The organism is Azospirillum oryzae (assembly GCF_008364795.1).
Classification (GTDB): Bacteria; Pseudomonadota; Alphaproteobacteria; order Azospirillales; family Azospirillaceae; genus Azospirillum; species Azospirillum oryzae.
In genome coordinates this window covers 135,339-150,154 of sequence record NZ_VTTM01000012.1, presented here as the reverse complement: position 1 = coordinate 150,154, position 14,816 = coordinate 135,339, and the positions used below count along the sequence as shown (strand labels likewise).

Sequence of the window (14,816 nt, the reverse complement as noted above, 5' to 3'; positions counted from 1 at the left end):
CCGCCATATTCTGTGCCCATGACCGAGCCAACCATCACTTCCCGCCCTTCGGCCGCTTTATCACCCGCCATCCGGGCGGACGGGCTGACCAAGCGCTTCCCGGCTCCCGACGGACGGGACGTGACGGCGGTCGACGCCATCGCATTCACCGTGCCGCGCGGCAGCGTCACCGGACTTCTCGGCGGCAACGGGGCGGGCAAGACGACGACGATCTCGATGCTGCTGGGGCTTTTGCTGCCGACGGCCGGGACGGTGGAGATCCTGGGCGTCGACATGGCGCGCCACCGGCATGCCGTGCTTCCGCGCATGAACTTCTCCTCCCCCTACGTCGAGCTGCCCCATCGGCTGACGGTGCGGGAGAACCTTACCGTCTATGCCCACCTCTACGGTTTGACATGCGTCAAAAAGCGCGTCCGAGAATTGGCCGAGCATCTTGACCTGTCGCGTTTTCTCGATCGCCCGTCCGGCGGGCTGTCGGCGGGGCAGAAAACCCGCGTTGCCCTTGCGAAAGCCATGCTGAACGATCCGGAAGTCTTGCTGCTGGACGAGCCGACCGCCTCGCTCGACCCCGACACCGCCGATTGGATCCGGACATATCTTGAGCGGTACCGCCTCCGCACCGGCGCTACCATCCTGCTCGCCTCCCACAACATGCTGGAGGTGGAGCGCCTGTGCGACAGCGTGCTGATGATGCGGCAGGGCCGGATCGTCGACCGCGGCGCGCCGTCTGCACTGGTCGCCCGCTATGGCCGCCAGACGCTGGAAGAGGTCTTCCTGGACATCGCCCGCGCCTCGGGCGGGGCTGCATCCGATGGCGGGATCCTGGCCGGGGAGGCCGCCGATGCAGCCGAATGAGGCGGCGATCCCCCATGCCATTCCAAGGGCCGACTTCTCGCTGCGGCGGGTCGGCGCCATGGTGCTGCGCTACTGGTATCTGCTGCGCGGGTCCTGGCCGCGCATCCTGGAGCTGGCCTATTGGCCGACCATGCAGATGATCCTGTGGGGCTACATCAACCAGTTCATGGCCTCGACCAACGGCGGCGGCAGCGGTTGGGTGGCGCAGGGCGCCGGCGTTCTGGTCAGCGCGGTTCTGCTGTGGGACGTGCTGTTCCGCGGCCAGCTCGGCGTCTCCATCTCCTTTTTGGAAGAGATGTGGTCGCGCAACCTCGGCCATCTGTTCGTCAGCCCCTTGCGCCCCGGCGAGTGGGTGACGGCGCTGATGACCATGAGCCTGCTGCGCACCCTGATCGGCGTGCTGCCGGCGACGGCGCTGGCGATTCCCTTCTTCGGCTATTCGGTTTACGCGCTGGGTCTGCCGCTCGCCGCCTTCTTCGCCAACCTGATCGTGCTGGGATGGTCGCTGGGTCTGCTGATCGTCGCGCTGATCCTGCGTTACGGCATGGGGGCGGAGGGGCTGGCTTGGATCGTCGTCTTCATGCTGGCCCCGGTCAGCGCCGTTTATTACCCGGTCTCGGTCCTGCCAGCGTGGCTCCAGCCGGTGTCGCTGGCCCTTCCGTCGGCCCATGTGTTCGAGGGCATGCGGGCACTGGTGTTCGACGGCGTCCTGCGCTGGGACCATCTGGCCTGGGCGGTCGGGCTGAACGTGCTCTACATGGCGGGCGGCATCGCGGTGTTCCTGTACGCCTTCCATCAGGCGCGCGTACGCGGGGCCTTGCTGCAAACCGGCGAATAGCGGGTAGAGTGTCCGCCCGCTTCCGTCAGCCGCATCGGAGACCGCAACCATGACCGCCCACACCCGCAGCCCTGACCTGTTCGACCGGCTCGTCGCCGAGGCGCGGCCGGACTGGTCGGCCTATGTCGACCACGCCTTCGTGCGCGGGATGGGCGACGGGACTCTGCCGCAGGCGTGTTTCCGGCATTATCTGGTGCAGGATTACCTGTTCCTGATCCATTTCGCCCGCGCCTATGCGCTCGCCATCTACAAGGGCCGCGACCTGCGCGAGATGCGGGCGTCGCTTGCCGGGCTGAAGGCGATCCTCGACGTTGAGATGGACCTGCATGTCGGCCTGTGCGCCGGCTGGGGCCTGCCGGCCGCCGAGCTGGAACAGGCGGCGGAGGCCAAGGCGACGATGGCCTACACCCGTTATGTGCTGGAGACCGGGCTGCGCGGCGACCTGCTGGATCTGCATGTGGCGCTCAGCCCCTGCGTCATCGGCTATGCCGAGATCGGCCGCCGGCTGGCCGCGCTGCCGGGTGCGCTGGACGAAACCAACCCGTACCGCGTCTGGATCGCCGAGTACGCGGGCGAGGCCTATCAGGAGGTGGCGCAGGCGGCGCGGGAGAACCTGGACCGGCTGGCGGCGGACGGGATGACGGAGGCACGCTTCCCCCGTCTGGCCACCATCTTCCGCCAAGCCTGCCGGCTGGAAGCCGATTTCTGGGAAATGGGCATGACGCTCGCGGGGTGAGGAGTCACCCCTGCTTGCCGGCCGCCGCCTTCTCCCGGTCCACCGCCTCCAGAATCCGCTGCAGCGCCTCGGTGCTCAGCGGAGAGTCCATGGTCAGGCCGTCACCGAACTTGCGGATGGCGCCGATGGCGCGGCGGCGGGCGATGAACTCGTCGTCGCCGGCCTCGAACGGCTCCACCACCGGACCCTTGTAGTAGCCGCCGCGGAAGCTCCACTGGCGGCGCCCGTCGGCGCGCCATTCGCTGCCGTCGGACAGGACCATGCAGCGGCCGCCCTCGGTGTAGCGTTCCACCGTTGCGATGGATTGCGGAATGGACTGGCCGCTGCGGATCGTCACGCGGTCGCCGACGCGGAAGCTGGCGGCAGTGAACATGCTGTCTCCCTGAATGGCGCACCCCCTCGATTGGGCCGGAGCACCGCAAAATTCGCGAAGGCGCTGTTTTCCACCAGATGCCCCGGCAAATCCAGCACCAAGTCCGATCCCCGCCTCAGCCGGCCTTCTCGGCGGACGGGGGAGCACCTGCCGGGGCGGAAGCCTTCTTGGTCAGCTGGGCGATGTAGATCCGGGCCAGCGACTTCAGGATCGGCGGCATCGCCGCCACCGCGTCCTCGAAGCTGCGCTTGTCGATGACCTCGCAGATGCCGCCGGCGATCGCCACGGCGGTGACGTCGGGCTGGCGTCCGGTCAGCAGATAGATCTCGCCGAACAGGCGGCCGGGCCCGAGGGTCGCGATGTCGTCACCCAGCGTGCCGCGGCCGGGGCGGAGTGCCACGCGGCCGGACTGGATCAGATAGGCGGCGTTCACCGGCTCGTTGGGGCCGAAGAAGACATGCCCCTCGCGGATCATCCGGCGGTCGACCACCTTCTGGAAGGAGTTGGTGGAGCGGAAATCCACCGCATTGCCGTACCGCTCGACCGCCGGCAGGCCATAGTCGCGGCGGATGGCGGCGATCAGGCTCTGCAGCAGGAACGACGCCAGCGGCGGACTGCGCTTCAGCAAGCCCTGGAAGGCCTCCCGCGTCACCTCGACGCAAGACACCTCGGTCAGCGAACGCACGGTGGCGCTGCGCTCGCCATCGTCGATCAGCGCCATCTCGCCGACCACCGCGCCCTTGCCGACGACGCTCAGCCGCCGGATGCCGCCGTCCGGCAGGGTCAGCAGAACCTCCAGCTCGCCGGATTCGATCAGCCACGCCCGGTCGGCGCGCTCTCCCTGCCGCATCATCACGATGCCGGGGCCGATGGTGTAGCGCTTGGGGCCGGGAGAGGCGGATTGCGTCATGGAAAGGCTCGGGACAGGCGGATAAACGAAGCGTCAGAGTACCCCATCACCGGAAAACCGTCAGCCGCCCGTCTTCATCATCCCGCCGCGGCCGCGCGCCGGCCCGCCACCATGACCGAGGAACTGGCGCAGGAAGGCGACGACCTCCGGCGAATCCCACTCCACCGCCCCCTCGACGCGGCCAAGCTCGCGCCCCTCCGGATCGACCAGGATGGTGGTGGGCAGGCCGCGCAGCGACAGCGCCTTCATCGATTCCGATCCGGGATCGAGGAACACCGTCAGATGCTCCACCCCCGTCTTCTTGTAGAAGGGCTCCACCGCCGTCCGTCCGCCGCGGTCCAGCGACAGCGCCACCACCTGGAAGGCGTCGCCGCCCAACTGGCCCTGCAGACGGTCGAGCGACGGCATCTCCTTCACGCAGGGCCCGCACCAGGTCGCCCACAGGTTCAGCAGGATCACCCGGTCCTTGAAATCGGCCAGATCGACCTTCCGGCCTTCGGCATCGACGAAGGACAGCGGCGGCATCGGCTTCGGCTCCGCCCCCTTGAACTTCTCCAGCTTGTCGGCACCGGTGGAGGCGACAGGCATGACGCCGCCCGCAGGCGCGTCCGGCGTGCCCAGCCGCACCACCTCGGGGGCGCCCGAGCCGGGGTTCGGCGCCGCACCGGCGCTCCACCACAGGCCGGCCCCGGCCATGCACACACAAACCGTTGCGACGGCCGCCAAAGTCCGCATACTCACGCTTCCTCGCTCCCCTTCACCCGAATGCCCCGGTATCCGTCCCCATGAGCGCCGATCAGACCCCGCCGAATTCCGCCACCACCACCGGCGCCACCACCGGCGCCGCCGCACCCGCCGCCAGCCAGATGTGGGGTGGGCGATTCGCGCGCGGCCCCGCCGCCATCATGGAGAAGATCAACGCCTCCATCGGCTTCGACAAGCGTCTCGCCGACCAGGACATCGCCGGGTCGAAGGCCCATGCCGCGATGCTGGCCAAGCAGGGCATCATAACCCAGGCGGACGCCGACGCCATCATCGACGGCCTCGACCGCGTGAAAGCAGAGATTGACGCCGGCAGCTTCACCTTCAAGGTGGAGTTGGAGGACATCCACATGAATGTGGAGGCCCGGCTGGCCGAGCTGATCGGCGAACCGGCCAAGCGCCTGCACACCGGCCGCTCGCGCAACGATCAGGTGGCGACCGACTTCAAGCTGTGGGTGCGCGACGCCATCGACCGCACCATCGCCGGCCTGACCGCCCTGCAGACCGCGCTCATCGATCTGGCGGAGCAGCACACCGGGACGGTGATGCCGGGCTTCACCCACCTGCAGGCGGCGCAGCCGATCAGCTTCGCCCATCACCTGCTGGCCTATGTCGAGATGTTCGGGCGCGACCGCAGCCGCTTCCGCGACGCCCGCTGCCGGCTGAACGAATGCCCGCTGGGTTCCGCCGCGCTGGCCGGCACGCCCTACCCCATCGACCGCTTCATGACGGCGGAGGCGCTGGGCTTCAACCGACCGACCGCCAACTCGCTGGACGCGGTGTCCGACCGCGACTTCGCGCTGGAATACCTGTCGGCGGCGTCGATCTGCGCCATGCACCTGTCGCGCTTCGCCGAGGAGATCGTGATCTGGTGCTCGGCCCAGTTCCGCTTCATCAAGCTGACGGACGCCTTCACCACCGGCTCCTCCATCATGCCGCAGAAGAAGAACCCCGACGCGGCGGAGCTGGTGCGCGCCAAGGCCGGCCGGGTGATCGGCAGCCTGAACAGCCTGCTGATCGCCATGAAGGGCCTGCCGCTGGCCTATTCCAAGGACATGCAGGAAGACAAGGAGCCGGTGTTCGAGGCCGACGACACGCTGGCGCTGTGCATCGCCGCCATGGAGGGCATGGTGCGCGACATGCAGCCCAACGTCCCGGCGATGCGCGAGGCGGCCGACCGCGGCTTCCTGAACGCCACCGACCTCGCCGACTGGCTGGTGCGGGAGCTGAACATGCCCTTCCGCGAGGCGCACCACGTCACCGGCCGCGCCGTGAAGGCGGCGGAGGACCGCCGCGTCGGCCTGACCGACCTGACGCTGGAAGAGTTGCAGGCCATCGAGCCGCGCATCACCGAAGCCGTCTATCCGGCGCTGAGCATCGAGGCATCGCTGAACAGCCGCACGAGCTTCGGCGGCCCGGCCCCCGTCCGCGTGCAGGAGGCGGTGAAGGCCGCCCGGGAGCGTTTCCTGTGAACCGCAGTCTGACCCTGACCATCCTCGCCCTGACCGGCGCCCTGGCGCTGGCGGGCTGCGGCAAGAAGCCGAAATTCGTCGACAGCCCGGTTCCGGAAGGTCAGGTCGATCCGTTCCCGCGCACCTACCCCAACCCCTCACAGGACCCGAAGCCCGCCAAGCCGGCCGGTTCCGGAGTGCAGTTCCCATGAACGCCGCCCGCCCCGGTTCTCCGAATGGCTCGCCGATGAGCGTCTTCGCCTACCGCAACGGCGTTCTGCACGCCGAATCCGTGTCGCTGGAGGATATCGCGCGGGAGGTGGGCACCCCCTTCTACCTCTATTCCACCGCGGCGCTGGAATCGCACTACAACGCCTATGCCGGCGCCTTCGCCGGCCAGGACGCCGGCGTCTGCTATGCGTTGAAGGCCAATTCCAACCTCGCCGTCATCCGCACCCTGTCCAAGCTGGGCGCCGGCGGCGACGTGGTGTCGGTGGGCGAGATGAAGCGGGCGCTCGCCGGCGGCATCCCGGCGGAACGCATCGTCTTTTCCGGCGTCGGCAAGACCCGCGACGACCTGCGCGCCGCGCTTGAGGCCGGCATCCACCAGATCAACGTCGAATCGGTGCCGGAACTGGAGGCGCTGAGCCAGATCGCCTCGTCCATGGGCGTGGAGGCTCCCATCGCCTTCCGCGTCAATCCGGACGTCGACGCCAAGACCCACGCCAAGATCGCCACCGGCAAGAAAGAGAACAAGTTCGGCATCGACTATGACCACGCGCGCGAGATCTACCGCCGCGCCGCGGCCCTGCCGGGCATCAAGCCGGTCGCCATCGCCGTTCATATCGGATCGCAGCTGACCGACCTCGCCCCCTTCCGCGCCGCTTACGAGCGGGTGGCGGCCCTGCTGCACCAGCTGCGCGAGGACGGCCACGACATCCAGCGCCTGGACCTCGGCGGCGGTCTCGGCATCACCTACAAGAACGAGGCGCCGCCCGATCTGGCCGACTATGCCGCGATGGTGCGCTCCATCACCGGCAATCTCGGCTGCCGCATCACGCTGGAGCCGGGCCGCTCGCTGGTCGGCAACGCCGGCATCCTGGTCAGCCGCGTCATCTATGTGAAGCAGGGGCTGCACCGCCGCTTCGCCATCGTCGACGCGGCGATGAACGACCTGATCCGCCCGTCGCTGTACGACGCCTATCACGGCATCGTGCCCGTCGCGGAGCCGGCCGAAGGGGCCGCTGCCGAGCCCTACGACGTGGTCGGCCCGGTGTGCGAGAGCGGCGATACCTTCGCCCTGCAGCGCCCGCTGCCGCCGCTGGCCGACGACGACCTCGTCGCCTTCCTGTCGGCCGGCGCCTATGGCGCGGTGATGGCCTCGACCTACAACACCCGGCCGCTGGTACCGGAGGTGCTGGTCAACGGCGACCGCTTCTCCGTCATCCGCCCCCGCCCGACGGTGGAGGAGATGCTGGCGGCCGAGCGCGTGCCTGATTGGCTTTAGAAAACGCTGGCTGTAAAGGACCGGCAGCGCGAAGGCGGCGCGAAGGGAGTATGCGGCTGGCCGCCGCGGTCGATGGCCCTAGGTCAGGCTCGACCGGTCCCCGCGATGGCGGCGGGCCGGTCCGACCATGACCAGCAAGGGGAGACATCACCATGGCGATGCGGCAATCGGATGCCGAATGGCGCGGCGACCTGAAATCGGGCAGCGGCAAGATGCGGCTGGGCAGCGGCGCCTTCGAAGGCAGCTACTCCTTTCCGTCGCGCTTCGAGAACGGCCAGGGCACCAATCCTGAGGAGTTGATCGCGGCGGCGCATGCCGGCTGCTTCTCCATGGCGCTGTCGGCCGGACTCAGTCAGGCCGGACACACGCCGACCCGCGTCCACACCACCGCCAAGGTGCATCTGGAGAAGGCCGGCGCCGGCTTCGCCATCAGCCGGATCGAGCTGGAGTGCGAGGCGGAAATCCCCGGCATCGACGAGGCCACCTTCCAGGAGCAGGCGAATGGCGCCAAGGCCAACTGCCCGGTGTCGAAGGCGCTGGCCGGAACCGAGATCAGCCTGACCGCCAAACTGGTCTGAGCAAGCCGGTCCGATCCACCCGACAGGCGCGCGCCGCCCACCGCCGGATGGCGCGCCTGTCGCAATTTTGCCCCCTGCGATAATAATGAGCGCTGCCGACAAGCAACTTGCCACAACGGCACAGGTGTTCCGCATCCGCTGCTCGGCCGAAGGGCAGATTGACCCCGCCGGTCCACCCACCCATAGTGCCGCGTTACGCGTGCGGGAGCCGATCTTCCGTCCGCCGATCCAATCGAACGACGGTCAATGTTTTCCGAAGTCCTCCGCCTGTTCCGCCCAATTCTGGTTCTGCTTGCCCTCGCGCTTTCGCTTGCGGCAGTACCGGCTGGCGCCGCCGGGCAGGTGGAGCGGCAAAGTGCCGGGGAACCGGTGGTGCTGGCGCTGGACGGCGAATTCGGGCTGAACAACAGCACCTCGGCCGAATCGATCGAGCGCGGGATCCTGACAGCCATCGACGACATCAACCGCGGCGGCGGTGTTCTGGGCGGCCGGCCGCTGACGCTGGTCACGCGCGAACACCGCTCGATTTCCGCCCGCGGAATCAAGAACATCCGGGAACTGGCCACCATCCCCGGATTGGTCGCCGTCTTCGGCGGCCGGTTCAGCCCGGTGGTGATCGAGGAACTGCCGATCCTGGAACAGACCCGCACCCTGTTCCTGGCCCCCTGGTCGTCGGCCGACGCAATCGTCGACAACGGGATGGAGCCCAATTACATCTTCCGCCTGTCGCTGCGCGACAGCCTGGCGATGCCATTCCTGCTGAAGCGTGCCACCGACCGCGGCCTGACCCGCGTCGGGCTCCTGCTGACCAACACCGCCTGGGGCCGCTCCAACCTGGAGGCGGCCAACCGCCACCTCGTGCGGCACAGGACGCCGGAATTGGTCGGCACCGCCTGGTACAACTGGCGCGACCGCACCCTGATCGACAAGTACAAGGCGCTGGCCGATGCCGGCGCCCAGGCGATCCTGCTGGTCGCCAACGACGACGAGGCCGCCGTGCTGGTGCGCGAGGTTGCCGCCCTGCCGCCGGCGCGGCGGCTGCCGATCCTCAGCCATTGGGGCGTCACCGGTGGCGATTTCGTCGGACAGGCCGGGCCGGCCCTGCAGGAGGTGGACTTCAGCGTGGTCCAGACCTTCAGCCCCTTCCGCATCCCCAAGGACCGGCTGGCTCCGGTGCTGGACACCGCCGGACGCCTGTTCGACATCCACCGGCCGGAAGACATCGTGTCGCCGGTGGGATTCCTGCACGCCTATGATCTGACCCGCATCCTGGCGCTCGCCATCGACCGCGCCGGCACCACCGACCGCGCCGCCGTGCGCGACGCGCTGGAACAGGTCGGCCCCTATCACGGGGTGACCCGCGACTACGACCGTCCCTTCGCCCCCGGCCGGCACGAGGCGCTGGGGCCGGACGACCTGCTGATGGCCCGCTTCCGCGCCGACGGCGTGCTGGTTCCGGTGGATTGAGGGCACGGATGACCGATCCAAACCCCACCGGCCCGATCCACAACGGCACCATCCCCCGGGTCGCCCAGCGGATGCTGACGTCCGGGCGGCTGGCCCGCCGCTTCGCGCTGGTGTCGCTGGCGCTGGGCGTGCTGATCGCCATCCTGATCGGCGCCAGCCTGTATCTGGTGTCGAGCCGCCATCTGGTGCGCCAGCACCATGCCAATGTGGAGGCGAACGCCAGCCTCGCCGCCCGCCAGACCGAAGGGCTGCTGTCCACGCTGGTGACGACGGTGCGCGAACTGACCGAAAACAGCGTGCTCGCCACGGCGCTGGTCGATTCGGCGGGTAAGGAGACCTATCTGATCCCCTTCCTGGGCAGCTTCAACCACATCGCCAGCGTGCCGGTGGCGCTGGTCTTCACCGATTTCGAAGGCGAGCCGATCGCCGACAACGGGCGCCATGTCGCCCCGCTGGCCATTGGGCCGGCCGACATGGCCTGGCTGCGCGCCGCCATCGCCGCCGGCAAGCCCGCCGCCAGGGTGGTGCAGGAGGGCGAAACCCAGTTCCTGTTGGCGGCGGAGATGCTGATCTATTCCCGCACCGCCTCGCCGGAAGGGGCGCTGCTCTACAAGGTGCCGCTCGACTCCCTGGTCCTGCATCCGGAGGCGGAGCTTCTCCACGGCAGCGGGCCGCCCCCGCCGGTTCGGCCCGACATGATGGCGGTGACGGTGCCGCTGACCGTGCCGGAACGGCTGGCGAAGCTGGGGTTGAAGCTGCGGCTGGAGGCGCCGGATACGCCGACCACGGCGCACTTGTCCTGGATGCTGCCCGCCTATGGTCTGGTGGCAATCCTCTCCCTGCTGGCGATCTATATCGGCAGCCGCGCCGTCGGCAACCACATGACCCGGTCCCTGCGCGAACTGGAACGGCTGGCCGGCGCCATCGCCACCGACGGCTTCACCGGGCAGCGCGCCCGGGTGCGCGGCAACGACGAGGTTTCGGCGCTGGCGCGCGGCTTCAACGCCATGCTGGACCACATCGCGGCGATCCAGCGCGAGCGCGAGATGCGCGCGGCGGAGGAGATCACCATCCAGCGCACCTTGGCCGAGCGCGCCGAACAGGCCCGCGCCGAGGCGGAAAGCGCCCGCAACGAGGAGGAGCGCTCGCGCCAGGAGGCGGTGATGGCGCTGATGGTGGCGGAGCGCGCCAACGCCGCCAAGACGCATTTCCTGGCGGCGGCCAGCCACGACCTGCGCCAGCCGGTGCAGTCGCTGGTCCTGCTGACCTCCGCCCTGGCGATCCGGCTGGGCGACCATCCCGCGGCATCGCTGGTCGGCAGCATCGAGGCGTCGATGGACGCGCTGTGCCGCCTGCTCGATGCCATCCTGGACATCTCCAAGCTGGATGCCGGCACGGTCTCCCCCAACATCCAGGCGGTGTCGCTCGGCACCATCTTCGCCCGGCTGGAGGGAGAATACCGGCTGCGCGCCGCGGAGAAGGGCGTCGCCTTCCGCAGCGTCCCCACCAACGTGACGCTGAACGCCGACCCGGCGCTGCTGGAACGGATCATCCGCAATCTGGTGGAGAACGCGCTGCGCTACACCGACCACGGCCGCATCCTGTTGGGCTGCCGCCATCGTCCGGGGGCCTTGCGCATCCAGGTCTACGACACCGGCATCGGCATCCCGCCCGAGCATCTGGAGCGGATCTTCCACGAATTCTACCAGATCTCCAACCCCACCCGCGACCGTGGCAAGGGGCTGGGGCTGGGGCTGGCCATCGTCGACCGGCTGGCGCGGCTGCTGGGCTACCGTGTGCATGTCGCGTCCCGGCCGAACAAGGGGTCCTGCTTCACGCTGGACATCCCCACCTCCGCCCTGCCGGCGGCCACGGCGGCATCCGGGGCACCCAATGCGGAACAGGCGCCGGAACCCGGACGCGGAACCGCCCTGGTGATCGACGACGATCCGCTGGTGCGCGAGGGGCTGACCCTGCTGATCGAGGATTTCGGCTGGCGCGTGACCGCGGCCGACAGCGCCGCCGACGCGCTCCGACTGCTGCGGGACCAGCCGCGCCCGCCCGATCTGGTGATCGCCGATTACCGGCTGGAGGCGGGCGCCACCGGGCTGGAGGCCCTTCGTGCGGTCGAAGCCGCTCTGCGGGAGCGGGGATTTCCCGCCCCGGCCTGCGTCGTGCTGACCGGCGACACCGCACCAGAACGCATCGCCGATGCCGAGGCCAGCGGCTACCGCATCCTGCACAAGCCGATCGCCGCCAAGGAGGTCGCGCAATTGTTGAGCGATTCCCTGACGGACCAGCCCACCGGCCGGCCGGAGACCGGCGACCGGCGCAATTCGACCATCCTGCAGGACTGATCGCGCCGGTCCGCCCTTACCCGTGCGTCAGCTGCGACCGTAGTGGCCGGCGGCGTCCACCTGAAGGGCGAGACGCTCGATGAAGCGTACCGCCAACTCCTGACGCAGGCTTGCCGGTTCCGGCATTTCCTGCCGCAGATGGGCGGCAGCGGCGTCCTCGAGCACGCCCCGTGCCTCCTCGACCGTGAGGAGGCCCTTTTCGACCATGGCGATCACCAGCGATTCACAAATCGAGAGAGCGGCCATACCCGCCGCCTCTTCCTCCGACGTCATCATGCCCCCCGTTCGATTTGGTTCTCCGCCCCGCCCGGCCAAACCGCCGGTAGGTCCAATTGCATAGGGAACAACACACGGGTCGGCTGCGCGTCACAGGCCGTTCGAGAAAAATATCGGGCCGATTAACCTATGTTGTGGCTGCCTCGCCTGAAAACCCTAAACGTTCGAGACATCGCGGAACCGGTTCAACGGCGCGCCCGTTTATCGAAACGCCAATATTAGGACAAAGAAGGCAAAGAGACGACCATGACTCGCGCCCCGGCGAGCCGCGCCCTAGAGTCCACTCCATTGTGGCTCAAATTGAGCAGCTACCTCGTCCTGTCGGATGAGGAAAAGATGTATCTTGCCGATCTGGAAAGGACGATCGATCGCGTGCCGCCACGCACCGATCTTCTCCAACAGGGCGAAAGATATCGGGACGTCCGCGTCATGAGGGAGGGATGGGCGATCCGCCACAAAGCCTTGCCCGACGGACGGCGCCAGGTCGTCAACTTCGTGTTGCCGGGCGACATCATCGGCATGTACTGCACCCTGTTCGAATCGGCCGACCACAGCGTCACCACCTTGACCCCGGTCGAGGTGGCGAGCTTCCCGCCGGAGAAGATCGGCGAGCTGTTCCGGTCCTTCCCGCGCCTTGCCGCCGCGCTGGCCTGGTCCGGCGCGCGGGAGGAGGCCATCGTCGCAGAACGGCTGCTCAGCCTGGGCCGCCGCACCGCGCTGGAGCGCACCGCCCATCTGATCGTCGAGCTTTTGCGCCGCCTCAGCATCGTCAACATGGTGACCGACGGGCATTTCGTCCTGCCGGTGACGCAGGAGATCCTGGCCGATGCGCTGGGTCTCAGCATCGTCCACATCAACCGCACCCTGCGGCGGCTGCGCGACAGCGGCCTGATCGAGCTGAACGGCCAGCGGATCACCGTCAACGACGTGCGCCAGCTCGCCTCCGTCGGCCAGTTCGACGAACTGTACCTCCACCTGATCCGGGCGCCCCGCCGCTTAGAGCGCGCCTTCTCCGGCGCCCACCACCACAACGGCGCCAAGATGGACAGCGAAATCCGCTCGAAGGCGTGACGGGAGTCCGGTTCGGTGCGAGGCGGGGGGCCGGCGCCTTCCACCCCCCGAAATTCCCCCCGCCACCCCTGGCCCTTCCCGGGTCCACGCGCCATCATCCCCGTCGATCAACAGCCACGACCGACAGCCATGGAAGGCCCGACGCGATGAAACAGGTGATGTTCGTGGAACTCGGCATGGGGGTGGATCTGCATGGCCAGGACGTGACCAAGGCCGCCATCCGCGCCGTGCGCAACGCCATAGAGCGCAACTCCATGCCCGGCATGCGCGCCCTGGTCGACGGCGACACCGGCAGGATGCAGGTGCGCGTCCACCTCGCCGTGCCGGCCGATGCCGACCGGCTGGACCACGAGGCGGTGAAGGCCGTCTTCCCCTATGGCGCCGTCAGCATCCACGTCACCAGCGGCGGCATGCTGGCGCCGAGCGGCATCTTCCTGGCCGACAAGAACGACCGCAACGAGCAGATCTACGTCGTCAACGCGGCGGTGGAGGTCGGCATCTGAACGGCGGCGACAGGGGCCGGGCAGTGGGTGATTTCCTTCAATACCGGCCCCCGCCCGATCCACGACAGTCCCCGGCCTGACCTTCGTCCAACAAAGGGAATGCCGGACGTGACACGCTGTGCCTTCATCATCGACCGCGCCCTGCCGCCGGGGCTGATCGCCAACACCGCCGCCGCCCTGTCGATGACTCTGGGGAAACTGCGGCCCGAACTGGTGGGCTGCGACCTGCAGGATGCCGACGGCGTCGGCCATCCCGGCATCACCTCCATCGTGATGCCGATCCTGGTGTCGGACGCCGACGGCCTGCGCGACCTGCGCCGGACCGCGGCGGAGCGCGAGGCCGAGGGGTTGGGCGTGATCGGCATGACCGACGTCGCCCAGCGCGCCAAGAGCTACGACGATTACAGCCGGCGGCTCGCCGCCACCCGGCAGGAGGAGCTGCGTTATCTCGGCCTCTGCCTCCACGGCCCGGCGGCGCTGGTGCGCTCGCTGACCGGTTCGCTGCCGCTGCTGAAGTAGGGCGGTGGCAATGATGACGCTCTACCTGTCGATGGCCGGCTTCGCGCTGGCCGCCTCGATCTCTCCCGGCCCGGTCAATGTGGTGGCGCTGTCCAGCGGAGTTTCCCACGGCCTGCGCGCCACCCTGCGCCATGTCGCCGGCGCCACACTGGGCTTCGTCCTGCTGCTGGTGCTGGCCGGGCTTGGACTGGCGGAGCTGTTGCGCGGCTGGCCCGCCGCCGCTGCGCTGACCCGCTGGGCGGGCGTGGCCTTCCTGCTGTGGATGGGCTGGAAGCTGTGGAGGAGCGACGGCGCGATCGCCGACGACGAACCACCCCCGGCTCCCTCGGTCTTTCAGGGCGCCGCCATGCAGTGGCTGAACCCCAAGGCCTGGGTCGCGGCGCTGGCCGGGGTCGGTGCCTATGCCGGGGACGATCCTGCCCGACTCTGGATCTTCGCCGGGCTGTATTTCGTCATCTGTTATCTGTCCGTCGGCTGCTGGGCCTATGCAGGCGCCCGGCTGCGCCATCTGCTGGCGGATGGGCGGCGGATGCGGCTGTTCAACCGTGCGATGGCCGCCCTGCTGGCGGCGAGCGCCATCCATATCGGCATCGCCGCCTGATCGCCACCCCCG

At 68.7% G+C, this 14,816-nt stretch carries 17 protein-coding genes; 13 read left to right on the top strand and 4 right to left on the bottom strand.

The window, feature by feature from the left end:
* Positions 1–18 precede the first annotated feature (18 nt).
* From FZ938_RS25260 to tenA, 3 genes are read left to right on the top strand one after another with little or no spacing between them, the layout of a single operon-like run.
* The gene (locus tag FZ938_RS25260) at positions 19–855 is read left to right on the top strand and encodes an ABC transporter ATP-binding protein (RefSeq protein ID WP_149201164.1); all 837 of its coding nucleotides are present in this window, start codon (positions 19–21) and stop codon (positions 853–855) included.
* Positions 842–1,693 (top strand): ABC transporter permease, encoded by an 852-nt coding sequence (locus tag FZ938_RS25255; RefSeq protein WP_149201163.1) that lies wholly within the window; start codon positions 842–844, stop codon positions 1,691–1,693. The genes FZ938_RS25260 and FZ938_RS25255 overlap by 14 nt, the downstream gene beginning before the upstream one ends.
* Positions 1,694–1,742: 49 nt before the next feature.
* Positions 1,743–2,429 carry a thiaminase II gene (gene tenA, locus FZ938_RS25250; RefSeq protein WP_149201162.1) on the top strand — a complete coding sequence of 229 codons (687 nt, stop codon included), beginning with the start codon at positions 1,743–1,745 and terminating at the stop codon, positions 2,427–2,429.
* 4 nt (positions 2,430–2,433) lie between these two features.
* Here tenA and FZ938_RS25245 read toward each other — a convergent pair whose 3' ends face one another.
* From FZ938_RS25245 to FZ938_RS25235, 3 genes are all read right to left on the bottom strand, one after another.
* Entirely contained in the window at positions 2,434–2,802 is a 369-nt protein-coding gene (locus FZ938_RS25245; RefSeq protein WP_149201161.1) for a hypothetical protein, read from the bottom strand.
* A gap of 115 nt (positions 2,803–2,917) precedes the next feature.
* Entirely contained in the window at positions 2,918–3,712 is a 795-nt protein-coding gene (locus FZ938_RS25240) for a cyclic nucleotide-binding domain-containing protein (protein ID WP_149201160.1), read from the bottom strand.
* A gap of 60 nt (positions 3,713–3,772) precedes the next feature.
* Positions 3,773–4,408, bottom strand: coding sequence for a TlpA family protein disulfide reductase (locus FZ938_RS25235; RefSeq protein ID WP_246457299.1), 636 nt, complete (start codon positions 4,406–4,408; stop codon positions 3,773–3,775).
* A gap of 89 nt (positions 4,409–4,497) precedes the next feature.
* Between FZ938_RS25235 and argH the strand changes: the two genes are divergently transcribed.
* The 6 genes from argH to FZ938_RS25205 all read left to right on the top strand — a co-directional run bounded on the left by argH (position 4,498) and on the right by FZ938_RS25205 (position 11,834).
* On the top strand, positions 4,498–5,946 hold the full coding sequence (gene argH / locus FZ938_RS25230; RefSeq protein WP_174757045.1) for an argininosuccinate lyase: 1,449 nt from the start codon (positions 4,498–4,500) through the stop codon (positions 5,944–5,946).
* Positions 5,943–6,137 (top strand): hypothetical protein, encoded by a 195-nt coding sequence (locus tag FZ938_RS25225; protein ID WP_149201158.1) that lies wholly within the window; start codon positions 5,943–5,945, stop codon positions 6,135–6,137. Before argH ends, FZ938_RS25225 begins: the two co-directional genes overlap by 4 nt.
* A 35-nt stretch (positions 6,138–6,172) precedes the next feature.
* Positions 6,173–7,432 carry a diaminopimelate decarboxylase gene (gene lysA / locus FZ938_RS25220; RefSeq protein WP_149201202.1) on the top strand — a complete coding sequence of 420 codons (1,260 nt, stop codon included), beginning with the start codon at positions 6,173–6,175 and terminating at the stop codon, positions 7,430–7,432.
* 152 nt (positions 7,433–7,584) lie between these two features.
* On the top strand, positions 7,585–8,010 hold the full coding sequence (locus FZ938_RS25215) for an OsmC family protein (RefSeq protein WP_149201157.1): 426 nt from the start codon (positions 7,585–7,587) through the stop codon (positions 8,008–8,010).
* A 246-nt stretch (positions 8,011–8,256) separates the two neighbouring features.
* A complete protein-coding gene (locus tag FZ938_RS25210; protein WP_149201156.1) occupies positions 8,257–9,477 on the top strand; it encodes an ABC transporter substrate-binding protein in 1,221 nt (406 codons plus the stop codon).
* An 8-nt stretch (positions 9,478–9,485) separates the two neighbouring features.
* Positions 9,486–11,834 (top strand): hybrid sensor histidine kinase/response regulator, encoded by a 2,349-nt coding sequence (locus tag FZ938_RS25205; RefSeq protein WP_149201155.1) that lies wholly within the window; start codon positions 9,486–9,488, stop codon positions 11,832–11,834.
* Positions 11,835–11,861: 27 nt separating this feature from the next.
* On the opposite strand, the gene FZ938_RS25200 is transcribed toward FZ938_RS25205, so the two are convergent.
* Positions 11,862–12,110, bottom strand: coding sequence for a hypothetical protein (locus tag FZ938_RS25200; RefSeq protein ID WP_149201154.1), 249 nt, complete (start codon positions 12,108–12,110; stop codon positions 11,862–11,864).
* A 246-nt stretch (positions 12,111–12,356) separates the two neighbouring features.
* Here FZ938_RS25200 and FZ938_RS25195 point away from each other — a divergent pair, with 246 nt between their 5' ends.
* From FZ938_RS25195 to FZ938_RS25180, 4 genes are all read left to right on the top strand, one after another.
* On the top strand, positions 12,357–13,181 hold the full coding sequence (locus FZ938_RS25195; RefSeq protein ID WP_149201153.1) for a Crp/Fnr family transcriptional regulator: 825 nt from the start codon (positions 12,357–12,359) through the stop codon (positions 13,179–13,181).
* Positions 13,182–13,327: 146 nt separating this feature from the next.
* On the top strand, positions 13,328–13,684 hold the full coding sequence (locus FZ938_RS25190; protein WP_149201152.1) for a Lin0512 family protein: 357 nt from the start codon (positions 13,328–13,330) through the stop codon (positions 13,682–13,684).
* 108 nt (positions 13,685–13,792) lie between these two features.
* Complete coding sequence (locus FZ938_RS25185) at positions 13,793–14,203, top strand: DUF2000 domain-containing protein (RefSeq protein WP_149201151.1); 411 nt, start codon at positions 13,793–13,795, stop codon at positions 14,201–14,203.
* 10 nt (positions 14,204–14,213) lie between these two features.
* A complete protein-coding gene (locus tag FZ938_RS25180; protein ID WP_211101159.1) occupies positions 14,214–14,804 on the top strand; it encodes a LysE family translocator in 591 nt (196 codons plus the stop codon).
* Positions 14,805–14,816: the final 12 nt, after the last annotated feature.

Bases quoted from the DNA above. Each gene is read 5' to 3' on its own strand.
- FZ938_RS25260 (WP_149201164.1), top strand. From the start codon at position 19: ATGACCGAGCCAACCATCACTTCCCGCCCTTCGGCCGCTTTATCACCC.
- FZ938_RS25255 (WP_149201163.1), top strand. From the start codon at position 842: ATGCAGCCGAATGAGGCGGCGATCCCCCATGCCATTCCAAGGGCCGAC.
- tenA (WP_149201162.1), top strand. From the start codon at position 1,743: ATGACCGCCCACACCCGCAGCCCTGACCTGTTCGACCGGCTCGTCGCC.
- FZ938_RS25245 (WP_149201161.1), bottom strand. From the start codon at position 2,802: ATGTTCACTGCCGCCAGCTTCCGCGTCGGCGACCGCGTGACGATCCGC.
- FZ938_RS25240 (WP_149201160.1), bottom strand. From the start codon at position 3,712: ATGACGCAATCCGCCTCTCCCGGCCCCAAGCGCTACACCATCGGCCCC.
- FZ938_RS25235 (WP_246457299.1), bottom strand. From the start codon at position 4,408: ATGGCCGGGGCCGGCCTGTGGTGGAGCGCCGGTGCGGCGCCGAACCCC.
- argH (WP_174757045.1), top strand. From the start codon at position 4,498: ATGAGCGCCGATCAGACCCCGCCGAATTCCGCCACCACCACCGGCGCC.
- lysA (WP_149201202.1), top strand. From the start codon at position 6,173: ATGAGCGTCTTCGCCTACCGCAACGGCGTTCTGCACGCCGAATCCGTG.
- FZ938_RS25215 (WP_149201157.1), top strand. From the start codon at position 7,585: ATGGCGATGCGGCAATCGGATGCCGAATGGCGCGGCGACCTGAAATCG.
- FZ938_RS25210 (WP_149201156.1), top strand. From the start codon at position 8,257: ATGTTTTCCGAAGTCCTCCGCCTGTTCCGCCCAATTCTGGTTCTGCTT.
- FZ938_RS25205 (WP_149201155.1), top strand. From the start codon at position 9,486: ATGACCGATCCAAACCCCACCGGCCCGATCCACAACGGCACCATCCCC.
- FZ938_RS25200 (WP_149201154.1), bottom strand. From the start codon at position 12,110: ATGATGACGTCGGAGGAAGAGGCGGCGGGTATGGCCGCTCTCTCGATT.
- FZ938_RS25195 (WP_149201153.1), top strand. From the start codon at position 12,357: ATGACTCGCGCCCCGGCGAGCCGCGCCCTAGAGTCCACTCCATTGTGG.
- FZ938_RS25190 (WP_149201152.1), top strand. From the start codon at position 13,328: ATGAAACAGGTGATGTTCGTGGAACTCGGCATGGGGGTGGATCTGCAT.
- FZ938_RS25180 (WP_211101159.1), top strand. From the start codon at position 14,214: ATGATGACGCTCTACCTGTCGATGGCCGGCTTCGCGCTGGCCGCCTCG.